The organism is Pedococcus sp. P5_B7 (assembly GCF_054049895.1).
Map to the genome: position 1 here is coordinate 138,767 of NZ_JBFULM010000005.1, position 13,631 is coordinate 152,397.

The 13,631-nt window shown below is 71.2% G+C and carries 15 protein-coding genes; 13 read left to right on the forward strand and 2 right to left on the reverse strand.

Translation table 11 applies throughout. The features are described from left to right. Positions 1 to 28 precede the first annotated feature (28 nt). Positions 29 to 1,330, reverse strand: a complete 1,302-nt coding sequence (locus ACXJKD_RS12935; RefSeq protein ID WP_457255020.1) for an acyltransferase family protein — start codon at positions 1,328 to 1,330, stop codon at positions 29 to 31. A gap of 141 nt (positions 1,331 to 1,471) precedes the next feature. Between ACXJKD_RS12935 and ACXJKD_RS12940 the strand changes: the two genes are divergently transcribed. From ACXJKD_RS12940 to ACXJKD_RS13000, 13 genes are all read left to right on the forward strand, one after another. After that, entirely contained in the window at positions 1,472 to 1,882 is a 411-nt protein-coding gene (locus ACXJKD_RS12940; protein WP_457255021.1) for a VOC family protein, read from the forward strand. Continuing rightward, on the forward strand, positions 1,875 to 2,555 hold the full coding sequence (locus ACXJKD_RS12945; RefSeq protein ID WP_457255022.1) for a TrmH family RNA methyltransferase: 681 nt from the start codon (positions 1,875 to 1,877) through the stop codon (positions 2,553 to 2,555). Before ACXJKD_RS12940 ends, ACXJKD_RS12945 begins: the two co-directional genes overlap by 8 nt. Positions 2,556 to 2,609: 54 nt before the next feature. After that, positions 2,610 to 2,972 (forward strand): YciI family protein, encoded by a 363-nt coding sequence (locus ACXJKD_RS12950; protein WP_457255023.1) that lies wholly within the window; start codon positions 2,610 to 2,612, stop codon positions 2,970 to 2,972. A 7-nt stretch (positions 2,973 to 2,979) separates the two neighbouring features. Then, entirely contained in the window at positions 2,980 to 3,342 is a 363-nt protein-coding gene (locus ACXJKD_RS12955) for a YciI family protein (protein ID WP_457255024.1), read from the forward strand. Next, on the forward strand, positions 3,339 to 3,698 hold the full coding sequence (locus ACXJKD_RS12960) for a YciI family protein (RefSeq protein ID WP_457255025.1): 360 nt from the start codon (positions 3,339 to 3,341) through the stop codon (positions 3,696 to 3,698). Before ACXJKD_RS12955 ends, ACXJKD_RS12960 begins: the two co-directional genes overlap by 4 nt. A gap of 4 nt (positions 3,699 to 3,702) precedes the next feature. Next, complete coding sequence (locus tag ACXJKD_RS12965) at positions 3,703 to 4,995, forward strand: RNA polymerase sigma factor (RefSeq protein WP_457255026.1); 1,293 nt, start codon at positions 3,703 to 3,705, stop codon at positions 4,993 to 4,995. Positions 4,996 to 5,135: 140 nt separating this feature from the next. Then, the gene (fbaA, locus tag ACXJKD_RS12970) at positions 5,136 to 6,164 is read left to right on the forward strand and encodes a class II fructose-bisphosphate aldolase (protein WP_457255027.1); all 1,029 of its coding nucleotides are present in this window, start codon (positions 5,136 to 5,138) and stop codon (positions 6,162 to 6,164) included. Then, entirely contained in the window at positions 6,161 to 6,565 is a 405-nt protein-coding gene (locus tag ACXJKD_RS12975; protein ID WP_457255028.1) for a DUF3151 domain-containing protein, read from the forward strand. Before fbaA ends, ACXJKD_RS12975 begins: the two co-directional genes overlap by 4 nt. Before the next feature lie 77 nt (positions 6,566 to 6,642). Beyond that, a complete protein-coding gene (locus ACXJKD_RS12980) occupies positions 6,643 to 7,134 on the forward strand; it encodes an RNA polymerase sigma factor (RefSeq protein WP_457255029.1) in 492 nt (163 codons plus the stop codon). Next, positions 7,127 to 8,167 carry a hypothetical protein gene (locus ACXJKD_RS12985; RefSeq protein WP_457255030.1) on the forward strand — a complete coding sequence of 347 codons (1,041 nt, stop codon included), beginning with the start codon at positions 7,127 to 7,129 and terminating at the stop codon, positions 8,165 to 8,167. Before ACXJKD_RS12980 ends, ACXJKD_RS12985 begins: the two co-directional genes overlap by 8 nt. A gap of 237 nt (positions 8,168 to 8,404) precedes the next feature. Then, positions 8,405 to 9,247 carry a hypothetical protein gene (locus tag ACXJKD_RS12990; RefSeq protein ID WP_457255031.1) on the forward strand — a complete coding sequence of 281 codons (843 nt, stop codon included), beginning with the start codon at positions 8,405 to 8,407 and terminating at the stop codon, positions 9,245 to 9,247. A gap of 99 nt (positions 9,248 to 9,346) precedes the next feature. After that, positions 9,347 to 10,648, forward strand: coding sequence for an adenylosuccinate synthase (locus tag ACXJKD_RS12995; RefSeq protein ID WP_457255032.1), 1,302 nt, complete (start codon positions 9,347 to 9,349; stop codon positions 10,646 to 10,648). Positions 10,649 to 10,662: 14 nt separating this feature from the next. Beyond that, positions 10,663 to 11,229 (forward strand): DUF402 domain-containing protein, encoded by a 567-nt coding sequence (locus ACXJKD_RS13000; RefSeq protein WP_457255033.1) that lies wholly within the window; start codon positions 10,663 to 10,665, stop codon positions 11,227 to 11,229. 169 nt (positions 11,230 to 11,398) lie between these two features. On the opposite strand, the gene ACXJKD_RS13005 is transcribed toward ACXJKD_RS13000, so the two are convergent. Further along, on the reverse strand, positions 11,399 to 13,621 hold the full coding sequence (locus ACXJKD_RS13005) for a HelD family protein (protein WP_457255034.1): 2,223 nt from the start codon (positions 13,619 to 13,621) through the stop codon (positions 11,399 to 11,401). Positions 13,622 to 13,631 lie beyond the last annotated feature (10 nt).

A 13,631-nucleotide genomic window follows, 5' to 3' on the forward strand; every position in this document is an offset into this window, starting at 1 on the left:
CCCGTCGGTCACTCATGCAAAAGGCGAGTTAGCGCCAGCCGTCCGCCAGGCGCTTGGGGAGCGGCACGACGCCGAGTCCGACCACTGCGGCGATGGGCAGCATCGGCCACACCCAGTGGACGCCGTCGCGCGAGACGATGCCCGACGCCGCCATCACGCCGAGGCCCCCGCAGACCGCCGCGGTCGCGAGCGCGGGTCGCCAGACTGCGGGAGCTGGGCGTCGGTCACGGATCGGCTTCTCGAAGCGTCCGAAGACCAGCACCAGCCCAGAGGTCACCGTTGCGAGGACCGCGAACCACACCGGGCGGGTGGCCCACCACGACCCGCTGAGGGGGACGGCGCGGAGCCCGAAACCGCCTGCCAGCAACGACATCCCGATGACCAGCACCATCGCAGTGAGGTGCCAGAGGTAGAGCGACATGATGCGCAGGTTCACGACGACGGCGACGGCCCACACCCGGGGCCGCTCCAGCAGCCGGGCCAGGCGTCGCTCGGCGAGCAGCACCACTCCCGCCTGGGCCATGCCGAGGAAGGCCAGGGTGACCCGGGTCGGGTAGGAGTTGTTGAGCACAGCCCCGTCGACCCCGATCATCGAGATCGGGTAGGGGCCGGCCCAGACGAGGGTCACCAGGCCGACGAGCCCGACGCCGGCGAGCGCGACTCGCCGCCCACGACTCGCCAGCGAGCCGTCGAGCCAGGCGAACCCGAGCTGGTGCACCGTCGCCCAGACGACCAGGTAGTTGGCGAACCCGATCCAGGGGTTGTCGCCCGCGATGCTCCACCAGTCGACCAGTCCGCCCAGCACCAGCCCGGCCCCGATGCTCCACCACCCGAACCGCTCCCACACGGAGAGCAGGACCGGCGCCACCGCGACGACGACGATGTACGCCGCGAGGAACCACGTGGGCACCAGGGCCACCTGCGACGCGGTGCGCAGCGTCGCGCCGGGCACGCCCGCGGCATACGCGATCGAGGCGATCGCCAGCCACACGAGGAGGAGGGGGAGGACGGGTGCGGCGAGGCGCTGGAGGCGGGACCGGAGCCACGTGGCGTAGGTGTCGCCACGGCGTCGGGCCGAGCGCCAAGACAGGCCGTTCGCATAGCCGCCGACGATGAAGAAGAGCGGCATCACCTGGAAGACCCAGGTGAGGGGGTGGCTCCACGGTGCGATGTTCAGCACGGCGTTCGGCACGAGGTTGCCGTCCTGCACCATGACTGCGGCCATCAGCCAGTGGCCGAGCACCACGGTCACGATGGCGGCGGCGCGCAGGAAGTCGACGACGCGGTTGCGGTCCGAAGGGGTGGCGGCAGCGAGGGCGCGGGGGTCCATGGGTCGAGCGTGGCGGTGCGGGGCGGGTCGCCGCCTGAGTAGCAGCGCCCACCCGCCATGGTCACTCCGAGCCCCTTCGGAGGACTGGGGCCTCAGAGTCCGTGGGGGTCCAGACCCCCGGGGTCGTGGTTGGCTTGGTCCATGACTTCCCACGAGGGCAGGGTCCGCCAGCTGCGGCTGGTGGTGCACGCGGAGGACTACGAGGAAGCGCTCCGGTTCTACCGCGACGTCATCGGTATGCCGGTGCAGGAGGCCTATGCGGGTGACGGTGGGGCACAGGTGGCGATCCTCGACGCGGGGCGCGCCACGCTCGAGCTCTCCAACACCGCCCAGGTGGAGATGATCGACCAGGTCGAGGTCGGCCGACGGGTCGCGCCACAGTTCAGGGTCGCGCTCGAGGTCGACGATGCCGAGGCTGCCACCACCTCGGCCGTCGCGGCCGGCGCCGAGCTCATCGCGCCGCCCACGCAGACTCCGTGGCGCTCCCTCAACTCGAGAATGGCGGGTCCGGCAGGCGTCCAGCTGACGCTCTTCCAGGAGCTCGATGCCTGACCTGACCAGCACCCCTGACGAGGTCGGCGTGGGGCCATGGCCCGAGGACTGGCCGGAGGGCGACCACTGGGACCCCGAGCTGCTCCGTGACGGAGACCGCCGCAACGTGGTCGACGGCTACCGCTACTGGCGGCACGACGCGATCGTGGCCGACCTCGACACCCGCCGCCACGACTTCCACGTCGCGGTCGAGAACTGGGGCCACGACTTCAACATCGGCTCGGTCATCAGGACGGCGAACGCCTTCAACGCCAAGGCATTCCACATCGTCGGCAAGCGTCGTTGGAACCGCCGCGGGGCGATGGTCACCGACCGCTACCAGCACGAGCACCACCACCCGACCGTCGAGGACCTCGTGGCCTGGGCGGCCACGGCCGGCGCCGGCCCGACCAGCGCCACCGACGCTCAGGGGCAACCGCACGGCATACCGCTGATCGGGATCGACAACCTGCCCGGCTCGCTGCCCCTCGAGACCTACGACCTGCCCCGGGAGTGCGTCCTCGTCTTCGGACAGGAGGGCCCCGGGCTCTCCGCCTCCATGCGCGAGGCCTGTGCGGTCGTACTGCACATCGAGCAGTTCGGGTCGACGCGGTCGATCAATGCCGGCGCCGCGGCAGCGATTGCGATGCATGCCTGGGTGCGACGCAACATCTTCGGGCAGGCTGTCGAATAGCACCCCGCTCGTGCGTCATCAGGGTGGAAGTACCCATCGATGAGAGGAACAGCCATGACCCAGTACATCGTCCTGCTGCCGGCCGACGAAGCTCGCTATGCGTCCGCCTCCGCAGAGGAGCGCACCGACCTCACGGCAGCCCACGGAGAGTTCGTCCAGCTGCTCGCCGAGCGTGGGCACAAGATGACCGGCGGCGCCCAGCTGACCCCGTCGGGGCAGGCGCGCGTGGTCCGCGGGACGGGCATCGACGCCGTCTCCCTGACCGACGGCCCGTACACCGAGAGCGCCGTGCAGGTCGGCGGCTACTACGTCGTGGAGACCTCGGACGCCGACGACCTGGCCAAGGTCTGCGGCCGACTGCTCACGACCCCGTTCCACGACGCCATCGAGATCCGCCAGCTCGTCGAAGGCATGTGACCCGGCCATGACCGAGTACGTCGTGCTGATCGTCGGTGATGCCGACCGCTGGTGGACCACCATGAGCGAGGACAAGCGCCAGGCGGGGTATGCCGAGTACAACCGTTTCGCGGAAGAGCTCGGCAAGCGGGGCCACAAGATCACCGGCGGTGCGGAGCTGCACGCCACCAGTGAGGGGCGGCGCATCCCTCCCGGCGGCGGCGCGGTCACGGACGGACCGTTCGCCGAGGTGACCGAGCAGGTCGGCGGCTTCTACCAGGTGGAGACCGACGACGTCGACGACCTGCTCGACTGCTGCCAGATCATCGCGTCGCTCGGCGACGGCATCCACGTGCGTCGTGTGGTGCAGCCGGAGGACCGCGAGACATGAGGTACGTCGTCCTGATCGCCTACGAACCGGGGCACTGGGACGGCGCCGACGAGGCGGTGCGCCAGGAGTACTTCGACGCGCACCACGCCTTCGAGCAGTACGTCGAGCAGCACGGTCGGCGACTGTCCAGTGGGGCGCTGAGCGATGCCGACCTGGCGACGACGATCAGGCGCGACGGCTCCTCCGACATCGTCACCGACGGACCGTTCGTGGAGCTCACGGAGCAGATCGGCGGGTACTACGACGTCGAGCTGCCCGACCTCGATGCGGCCATCGCGGCGGCGAAGCTGCTGCCCCGCGGCTACACCCTCGAGATCCGCTCCGTGGTCGGCGTGGAGGGCTACGAGAGCCTGTGAGCCGGTGACCACCGGGCCGGGCGGCCCGCCGTCCGCACCCTCGAAACCATCCGAGGTGCTGGCGACGGTCGTGCGCGAGGAGTGGGGACGACTGACGTCGCTGCTCCTCGCGCGGTTCCGGCGGCTCGACCTGGTCGAGGACGCCCTGGCCGATGCCGTCGAGACCGCGGCCCGCCGATGGGTCCGCGACGGCACGCCGGACAACCCCGTCGCCTGGCTGCACACCGCGGCCCGCCGACGGGTCCTGGACCGGCTGAGGGCCGAGTCCATGGCACTGCGCAAGGTGCCCCTGCTCGTCGTGGAGGCCGAAGGGAAGGAGGGGTCGCCCGTGCTCGCCGACCCCGGGAACCTCGTGGAGGACGACCTCCTGCGGTTGGTGCTGATGTGCACCCACCCGGCCCTCGACCCTGCGGCCGCCAGCGCCCTGGCCCTGCGGCTCGTGCTCGGCGTCAGCACCGCCGACATCGCCAGGCTCTTCCTCGTGCCGGAGCCCACCATGGCGGCGCGCGTCACCCGGGCCAAGCGCAAGATCGTCACCGCCGGCATCCCGTTCGCGGTGCCGTCCTCCGACGTGCTGCCCGACCGCCTCGACGCGGTGGCCCAGACCGCCTACCTCGCCTTCACGGCCGGCTACGCCCCCGGGTCGGGCCCCGACGCCCTGCGCACCGGCCTTGCGGGAGAAGCGATTCGGCTCGTGCGCGTCGTCCTCCGACTCCGACCGGAGGAGCCGGTGCTGGTCGCCCTGCTCGCCCTCATGCTGCTACAGCACTCGCGTCGGGATGCCCGTGTCGACGGCGACGGCGCGATCGTCCTGCTCCCCGACCAGGACCGCTCCCTGTGGCACCGCGCCGAGATCGCCGAAGGGGTCGTCCTCGCGTCGTCGCCTGCCCTCACCGGACCGCTCACCATCCAGGCCGCCGGGTATGCCGTGCAGGCCCGGATCGCGGTCGAGCACGCCACGGCGCCCAGCGCCGACGCGACCCGGTGGGACCGCATCGTCGCCCGTTACGACGACCTCGTGGCGCTGGCTCCTACCCCCAGTGCCCGGCTGGCCCGGGCGGTGGCGGTCGCCGAGGCGCAGGGTCCGCGCGAGGGGCTGGCCGCGCTCGCAGGGCTGGATGACGACCTCGCCCACAGCCACCGGCTGCCGTCGGTCCGGGCCGAGCTGCTCGCCCGCGCCGGCGACGTCGAGGCCGCCGACGCGGCATACGCCCTCGCCATCACGCGCTGTGGCAACGACGCCGAGCGCGCGCTGCTCGAGCAGCGGCGAGCGGCGCTGCGCGACACGACGGGCTGAACCCGCGTCGGGCAACCGCCAACGTGCGGACCAGCCTGAGACACGGGTGTCCGGTCGCGTGGGGTCGTGCAAAGATCGGCGGCGACGACTGCGCCCTTGGCCGCAGAGCTCGCACACCCCGCCAGTCGAAGGAGACTCCCATGCCCATCGCCACCCCCGAGGTGTACGCCGACATGCTGGACCGCGCCAAGGCCGGTTCGTTCGCCTACCCGGCGATCAACATCTCGTCGTCGCAGACCCTCAACGCCGCGATCCGTGGCTTCGCCGAGGCGGGCAGCGACGGCATCGTGCAGGTCTCCACCGGAGGCGCCGAGTACCTCTCCGGCCCGACGGTCAAGGACATGGTGACCGGGTCGATCGCGCTCGCCGCGTACGCCCACGAGGTCGCCAAGAAGTACGACGTCAACATCGCGCTGCACACCGACCACTGCCCCAAGGACAAGCTCGACGGCTTCGTCCGGCCGCTGCTCGCGGCCAGCGCCGAGCGGGTCGCTGCTGGCGGCACGCCGTGGTTCCAGTCGCACATGTGGGACGGCTCCGCGGTGCCGCTCGACGAGAACCTCGAGATCGCCCGCGAGCTGCTGGGGCTGGCCAAGGCCGCCCACGTCATCCTCGAGATCGAGGTCGGCGTGGTCGGTGGCGAGGAGGACGGGGTCGCCAACGAGATCAACGAGCAGCTCTACACGACCCCCGAGGACGCGGTGGCCACGATCAAGGCGCTCGGCGCGGGAGAGAACGGTCGCTACCTGACCGCGCTCACCTTCGGCAACGTCCACGGCGTCTACAAGCCCGGCAACGTCAAGCTCCGCCCCGAGATCCTCAAGCACGCCCAGGAGGCGGCCGCGAGCGAGCTGGGGCTCGGTGCCGATGCGCGCCCGTTCGACCTCGTCTTCCATGGCGGCTCGGGCTCGACGGCCGAGGAGATCGCGGCCGCCGTGGACTTCGGCGTCGTCAAGATGAACGTGGACACCGACACCCAGTACGCCTTCACCCGTCCGGTCGCCGGCTACATGCTCGCCAACTACGCGGGGGTGCTGAAGGTCGACGGCGAGGTCGGCAACAAGAAGCAGTACGACCCGCGCGCCTGGGGCAAGGAGGGCGAGGCCGGCATGGCGGCCCGTGTCGTCGAGGCCTGCCAGAACCTGCGCTCGGCCGGCACCCACGCATGAGCGACAACCTGCTGGGCATCCCCGAGACCCTCCTGCCCGTCGACCCCGCCGCCGCGAAGCTCGAGGAGGGCGTGGCCGCCGACCAGGTCGCCGCGGCATACCCGACCTCGTCGCTGGCGTGGGCGACCCTGGCCGAGGACGCGCTCGCCGACGGTCGCACGGTCGAGGGCTACGCCTACGCCCGCACCGGCTACCACCGCGCGCTCGACTCGCTGCGCAAGAACGGCTGGCGCGGCCAGGGCCCGGTGCCCTGGGAGCACGAGCCGAACCGCGGCTTCCTGCGCGCCCTCGCCGCGCTGTCCCGCGCTGCCGGCGCGATCGGCGAGATCGAGGAGGAACTGCGATGCGCGCAGTTCCTGCGCGACTCCTCGATGACCGGAGCCCGCGAGCTCGCTCTCTGACGCCCGCCCTCCGGGGGAACCGACCAGGCCACTCAGGTGTCTTCTGTTCGGATCGGCCGGAGAGGAAGGTGGGGTGCGTGGACGTCTCGGCAGCTGTCGCGGACATCTTCCACGCGGCGTACCCGCGCCTGGTGGTGCACCTCTACGCCTTCTGCGGCAACCAGGCCGACGCGGAGGACGCCGTCCAGGAGGCCTTCACGAAGGCCCTGCGCAACCAGAGGGGCTTCCTCGGCCTCGACCACCCCGAGGCCTGGCTGCGCACGGTCGCGCTGAACCACCTGCGCAACGGGTGGCGGCACCATGAGACGGTGCGGCGCCTCCGCGGCAAGGTGCCCGGGCCGCAGTCGGCCTTCGAGCTGGGTCCCGACCACGTCGCGATCATGACCGCGCTGGCTGGGCTCGACCGCCTGCACCGCGAGGTCGTCGTCCTGCACTACCTCGTCGACCTGCCGGTGGCCGAGATCGCCGCCACGCTCGGCATCGCCGAGGGCACCGTGAAGTCGCGGCTGTCCAGGAGCCGCGACCGGCTCGCCCCCCTGCTCGCCGAGGAGGAGCGCGAAGATGCTTGACCTGAACCGGCTCCACGAGCTCGCCGGGCAGGTCCGTACCCCGGACCTGGCCGACCTGGCCGCCGTCGCCCACGCTCGTCGCCGCCGGTCCGCCGCCGTGGTGACCGGTGCGGCAGCCGCGACCTTGGTGGTGGTCGCGCTGGTCGCCGCCAGCGTGACCGGCCAGCGGGGAGCGGCTCCGCTCCCGGTCGGACCGGGTCCTCGGACGTCCACCACGACCATCACGACGCCCCGCCCGGACCCGAGCGCGAGCTACCCGGCGCTCAGTGCCGAGGCGATCCGGCGGCACCCCACCGCGGCGCTCGATGCCGACTCGATGGTCGCGACGACAGCCACCCGTGACGGGGTCGCTGCCCGGGTCTGGACGGCCTGTCTGGGTGACTGCAGCCGAGACACCGAGTTCGTTCCCGGTGAGGTGCAGCAGGTCCTCGAGGTAACGCACGACGACTTCGTGACGAGCTCCCTCTACGTCCTCGACTGGGTCGGGGCCTCCCACGTCGTGGACGACTGGTTCTTCATCGAGGACTTCCACGGACCGGAGGCGGTGAACTCACGCGGTCAGCGTCGCCCACTGACCTACGGCGCACCGGTGCCGGTGACGGACGTCAGGGGGCCCCTGGTCCACGGCCAACAGGGCGCGGCATTCGTCGACCTGGCCGGCCGGACGGTTCACCAGTTGGAGTTCGAGGGCCCCGACGCGACCTGGGAGTGGGGCGGGGCCGGTGACAGCTGGTTCTGGGGCACCTTGGTGTTGTCGGACAACGGACCAATCACCCGCCACGCGGTGCTGTGGCAGGCGCCCGACGGCACCTTCGGGGTGAAGGTGCTCCCGATCCCGGTGAGCGAGGGTGGCCCCGGCATGATGGCGACGAACCGACGGGGCACCATGGCCGTCGTCGAGCACTTCGCGCGGCCCCGGCTGGCGCACATCAGCACCGACTACGGCGCGACCTGGCAGGTCCGTCGGGTACCGGACGGGGTCGAGTCCGGGGGCAGCCTCCCCGACACCTGGCGGACCTGGCCGCGCGGCTGAGCCGCCACGGGGGAAGGCGCCCCGAAAGACAGTGACGCCGGGGGACCGGACCCTTGTGGATCCAGTCCCCCGGCGTCGCCCCCTGCCGTGGACCGAGGTCCACGTGGCTACCCGTCATGTCGTCGTCCCCTGCCGCCTGACGAGCGGCGTTTCGCCATTCTGCATGACCGCGGCGAGGTTGCGGTGGCACTATGCTGTCAAAGGACAGATGATGCCGCATCGGCCTGGGGGAAGCCTGTGACCAGCGGAAACGACCGCGTCCACGAGGTGGAACGGCTGTTGACCGATCCCTTCGACCGGCTCATGGGCATCCTCGAGCGGGGCGAGGCGCAGATCGACGCGCGGCGGGCCGAGCTCGCCGAGGTGCGCTACGCGCTCTATGAGCTGACCGCCCAGGGCGGGTTGGCCCGACCTCCGCAGGCAGGTCACGTGCTCGAGCCGCTGCGGGCCGAGATGGCAGCGCCCCTGCTGCGCTACCTCCTGGAGCACACCACCGAGCTGAGCCGCGTCTGCACCATGGTGATCGACGCGGGCGCCGGCATCGAGCAGGAGAACTACCGGCTCAACCAGGACCTGCTGGCCGAGGGGCGCTTCCGGCAACGCACCATCTACCCGATGGACATCATGGACACCGAGCCCGGCCGGGCGTGGCTGACGTCGTTCGCGGCGGCGGGGGAGGAGCAGCGGCTGTCGCTGTCACCGCCGAGCGAGTTCACGATCTTCGACGAGCACTCGCTGGTGGCCGTGAGTGAGTGGGGCAACCCGGAGTCCGGCTACGTCATGGTGCGCGACCCCATGCTCATCGCGGCCTTCATCCAGCTGTTCGACCGGGCCTTCGACCGCGCCCTGCCGGTCGCACCGGGCGAGGAGCAGGACGATGACGACAAGCGGCTCCTCAAGCTGCTGGGCCTCGGCCTCAAGGACGAGTCGATCGCCCGCTACCTCGGGTGCAGCCTTCGCACGGTGCGGCGCCGGGTGGCCGGGCTGATGGCCAGGCACGGGGTGCAGACCCGCTTCCAGCTCGGCCTGGCGGCGGCCGCGGGTGGTCTCGACTCCCCGGTGGGGGACCGCGACCGGTAGCCTTTCCCGGTACGGGCCCCGTGCGAACACCGCGGGGCCTGCTGCATGACCAGTTCGACGGACGCGCGGACACCGACACAGACACGGAGAGGTGCGGGTATGCCGGCAATCGTGCTCGTGGGCGCCCAGTGGGGCGACGAGGGCAAGGGCAAGGCCACCGACCTGATGGGCAGCGACGTCGACTACGTCGTGAAGTTCAACGGCGGCAACAACGCCGGCCACACCATCGTCATCGAGAAGGACGGCAAGCGCGAGAAGTACGCGCTGCACCTCCTCCCGTCGGGCATCCTCACGCCGACCTGCACCCCGATCATCGGCAACGGCGTCGTCGTCGACCTGGCCGTGCTCTTCGAGGAGCTCGACGGCCTCGAGGCGCGCGGGGTCGACACGTCGCGCTTGTTGGTCAGCGCGAACGCCCACATCATCGCGCCCTACAACCGGGTGCTCGACAAGGTGACCGAGCGGTTCCTGGGATCCCGCAAGATCGGCACCACCGGTCGGGGCATCGGTCCCACGTACGCCGACAAGATGGCGCGCAACGGCATCCGGGTGCAGGACCTCTTCGACGAGAAGATCCTGCGCCAGAAGGTCGAGGCGGCGCTGGCCTACAAGAACCAGATCCTCGCCAAGATCTACAACCGTCGCGCCGTCGAGGTCGACGAGGTGATGGACGAGCTCCTCGGGTATGCCGAGCGGTTGCGTCCCATGGTCGCCGACACCTCCCTGGTGCTCGAGCAGGCCCTCAACGAGGGCAAGACCGTGCTCCTCGAGGCCGGGCAGGCGACGCTGCTCGACGTCGACCACGGCACCTACCCCTTCGTGACGTCGTCCAACGCGACCGCCGGCGGAGCCTGCACCGGGTCGGGCATCCCGCCGACCCGCGTCTCGACGGTCATCGCGATCCTCAAGGCCTACTCGACCCGCGTCGGGGAGGGCCCGTTCCCCACCGAGCTGAACGACGCCAACGGTGAGTTCCTCCGCAAGACCGGCGCCGAGTTCGGCACCACCACCGGACGTCCGCGACGATGCGGCTGGGTCGACACCGTGGTTGGTCGCTATGCCACGCGCATCAACGGGGTGACCGACTTCGTCGTGACCAAGCTGGACGTGCTCACCGGACTGGACACCATCCCGATCTGCGTCGCCTACGACGTCGATGGTGTGCGGCACGACGAGATGCCGGTCAACCAGACCGACTTCCACCACGCGAAGCCGATCTACGAAGACCTGCCCGGCTGGTGGGAGGACATCTCGACCTGCCGCACGTTCGAGGCGCTCCCCGCCAACGCGCAGGCCTACGTGCTGCGCCTCGAGGAGCTCATCGGCGCGCGCGTGTCGGCGATCGGTGTCGGACCGGGGCGCGACGAGATCATCAGCCGGCACTCGCTGCTCGGCGCCTGACCTTGGTCGGGCCCGTGGGCGGCTCGACGGGTGACCCGGTGGGCGGGTCGCCGGCGCGGTTCGCGCCCGGCCACCCGGTCCGCGGGCGCTACACGAAGTGGGGCGGCACGCGGCACCACGGCGCCGACCTGGTCTACCTCGGTGCCGACGAGCACGGCGACTGGCTGGGCGACCCGGTCGGCAACCACTGGTCCGGCGGCCCGAAGTCGTTCGTCAGCGTCACCGACAACGTCCTGCTCGTGCCGCGCGACCGGGGCATGACGGCGATGTTCTACACCGAGCACCCCGACCAGGCCTTCGAGCTCTACGTCGATATCACCACCCCACCGGTCTGGGACGGTGACCTCGTGACGGCGGTCGACCTCGACCTCGACGTGATCCGCCGGTTCGACGGCAGCTGGTACGTCGACGACGAGGACGAGTTCGCGGAGCACCAGCTCACGTACAGCTACCCGCCCGACCTGGTGGCCGCCGCCGAAGCCGAGTGCGCCCGAGTGAGCGACGAGATCCGCTCGGGTGCAACAGTTTTCGCGAACGCGACAGCCGACCAGTGGATTTCCGTGTTTCGCAGCCTTCCCTAGGACGGATCAGGCCCGGCGGCGGCGGCCGGCGCTAACTCGCCTTTTGCATGAGGTAGCGACGGCGCTAACTCGCCTTGTGCATGAGGTAGCGACGGCGCTAACTCGCCTTGTGCATGAGGTAGCGACGGCGCTAACTCGCCTTTTGCATGAGGTAGCGACGGGGTGGGCGTCAGGTGGGGCGGAGCACGGTCATGCGGTGGGCGGCCCGGGTGAGCGCGACGTAGAGGACCCGCACCCCGCCGGGTGACTCCGCCGCGATCTCGTCGGGGTCGACGATGACCGTGGCGTCGTACTCGAGGCCCTTCGTGGACATCGGGTCGATGAGTCCGACCCGGTCACTGAGCGAGCCCAGCTCGACCAGCTCCGCGGCATACCTCGTCGGGGTGATCACGGCGATCGAACCCTCCACCTCGCGGAGGAGGGACTCGACGGCCGTCGTGGCGGCGGCGGACCAGTCGCCGGAGGCGACAGTGACGTCGAGCGGTTCGACGCCGGTCTCACGCACAGCCTTGGGGATGTCGGCGTCGGGCACGTGGGCCTGCACGACCTTGGCCGCGTAGTCGAAGATCTCCCGCGCGTTGCGGTAGTTGGTGTCCATGTGGAAGAGCCGGCGCTCCTGGGTGCCGAACGCCTCCTCGCGCGCGCGGCCGGCCTCGACGGCATCGGGCCACGACGCCTGCGCCGCGTCGCCGACGACGGTCCACGACGAGTAGCGACCCCGGCGGCCGAGCATCCGCCACTGCATCGGCGAGAGGTCCTGGGCCTCGTCGACGAGGACGTGGGCGTATTCGCCCGGGCCCTCGATGCGGCCCTGCAACAGCAGCTCCCGGGGGTCGGTGGGGGCGGTGCGCGACGACTTCGTGCCGACCGCCCGGGAGTCGACCCCAGCCCGCACCTCGGCGACGCCGAACTGCGAGACGTCCTCGAACTCCTCGATCTCGTAGAACCCGCGCTCCTCGGACGGCCCGTCCTGCACCGGTCCGAGCCGAGCAGCAAGGTCGTCGATGAGCGCGGCGTCGGCGGCCGACCAGCTGCCGAGCTCGAGGGCGTGCTGCATCGACGCGGAGAACACGTCGCACTCCTGCGGCGACAGGACTCCCTGACCGTGCTGGCGAGCCCGCTCGGGGTCAGCGAGCCAGAGCAGCACCTCACGGGGGTCGACCTGTGGCCACCAGGCAGCGAGGAAGGCGTCGACCTCGAGGTGGTCGTCGAAGCGGTCCATGAACTCGGCCCGGTCGCCGTCGCGCACGCTGGCCCAGGCGGCCTCGGCCAGGGCGCTCTGGACCGCCTTCGCCGACAGGTTGCGCTGGTGGTTGCGCAGCACCTGGGCCCGGATGCGGTCGAGCACCGGGGCGTCGACGCGCACGGCCTTGCCGTTGACGAACGCGCGGAAGGACTGGGGGGCGTCCGGGGGCGCGTCGGCGGCGGCGCGGGCGAGCAGGCGGCGGATCCCCAGCGAGCCCTTGATGGCGGCGGCCTCCGGGGTGTCCAGCCGCGTGGCGGTGACCCCGTCGACGACGTCGCCGAGGGAGCGCAGGACGACCGACTCCTCGCCGAGCGAGGGCAGCACGCGCTCGATGTATGCCGTGTAGGCCGAGGACGGGCCGACGACGAGGATGCCGCCGGACTCGAACCGGCGACGGTCGGAGTAGAGCAGGTAGGCCGCGCGGTGGAGGGCGACGACGGTCTTGCCCGTGCCGGGTCCGCCGGTGATCTCCGTGATCCCGCGGGCCGAGGCGCGGATGGCTTCGTCCTGGTGGCGCTGGATCGTCGCGACGATGTCGCGCATCTGTGCGCCACGGCTGCGGGTCAGTGCGGCCAGGAGCGCACCGTCGCCGACCACGACGAGGTCGTCGGGTGCCTCGGGCACCATGAGGTCGTCCTCGACCCCCACGACGTCGGGGCCCTTGCACTGCAGCACCCGGCGGCGCAGGACATCCATGGGCTCGACCGGGGTGGCGCGGTAGAAGGCGGCGGCCGCGGGTGCGCGCCAGTCGACCACCAGGGGTTCGTAGTCGTCGTCGCGCACGCCCAGCCGGCCGATGTAGCGCGTCTCGCGGTCGGGGGCCTTGGCCTCGTCGGACAGCGCGTGGTCGAGGTCGAGCCGGCCGAACACGAGGCCTTCGTACTGGGTGTCGAGGGTCGAGCGCCGGCGGGCGGCGTTGAAGACGAGGGCATCGCGCTCGAAGAGCCCGGTCAGCTCCTCGTCGCGCACGTCGCCGGTGCGGTCGGTGCGACCGCGCGCGAGGCCGTCGGCCTCGATGAGTCCGGCCCGTGCCTGGGCCTTGATGAGCTCGGCGTAGACGAGATCGACATGGGTCTGCTCGATGGCGATCTCACGGGCGACCTCGGCGCTGGACGCCTTCGCGCTCGAGTGGTCCGATCCCGTCACGGTGCATTGC

Bases quoted from the DNA above. Each gene is read 5' to 3' on its own strand.
- ACXJKD_RS12940 (WP_457255021.1), top strand. From the start codon at position 1,472: ATGACTTCCCACGAGGGCAGGGTCCGCCAGCTGCGGCTGGTGGTGCAC.
- ACXJKD_RS12950 (WP_457255023.1), top strand. From the start codon at position 2,610: ATGACCCAGTACATCGTCCTGCTGCCGGCCGACGAAGCTCGCTATGCG.
- ACXJKD_RS12945 (WP_457255022.1), top strand. From the start codon at position 1,875: ATGCCTGACCTGACCAGCACCCCTGACGAGGTCGGCGTGGGGCCATGG.
- ACXJKD_RS12975 (WP_457255028.1), top strand. From the start codon at position 6,161: ATGAGCGACAACCTGCTGGGCATCCCCGAGACCCTCCTGCCCGTCGAC.
- ACXJKD_RS12935 (WP_457255020.1), bottom strand. From the start codon at position 1,330: ATGGACCCCCGCGCCCTCGCTGCCGCCACCCCTTCGGACCGCAACCGC.
- ACXJKD_RS12955 (WP_457255024.1), top strand. From the start codon at position 2,980: ATGACCGAGTACGTCGTGCTGATCGTCGGTGATGCCGACCGCTGGTGG.
- ACXJKD_RS12995 (WP_457255032.1), top strand. From the start codon at position 9,347: ATGCCGGCAATCGTGCTCGTGGGCGCCCAGTGGGGCGACGAGGGCAAG.
- ACXJKD_RS12960 (WP_457255025.1), top strand. From the start codon at position 3,339: ATGAGGTACGTCGTCCTGATCGCCTACGAACCGGGGCACTGGGACGGC.
- fbaA (WP_457255027.1), top strand. From the start codon at position 5,136: ATGCCCATCGCCACCCCCGAGGTGTACGCCGACATGCTGGACCGCGCC.
- ACXJKD_RS12985 (WP_457255030.1), top strand. From the start codon at position 7,127: ATGCTTGACCTGAACCGGCTCCACGAGCTCGCCGGGCAGGTCCGTACC.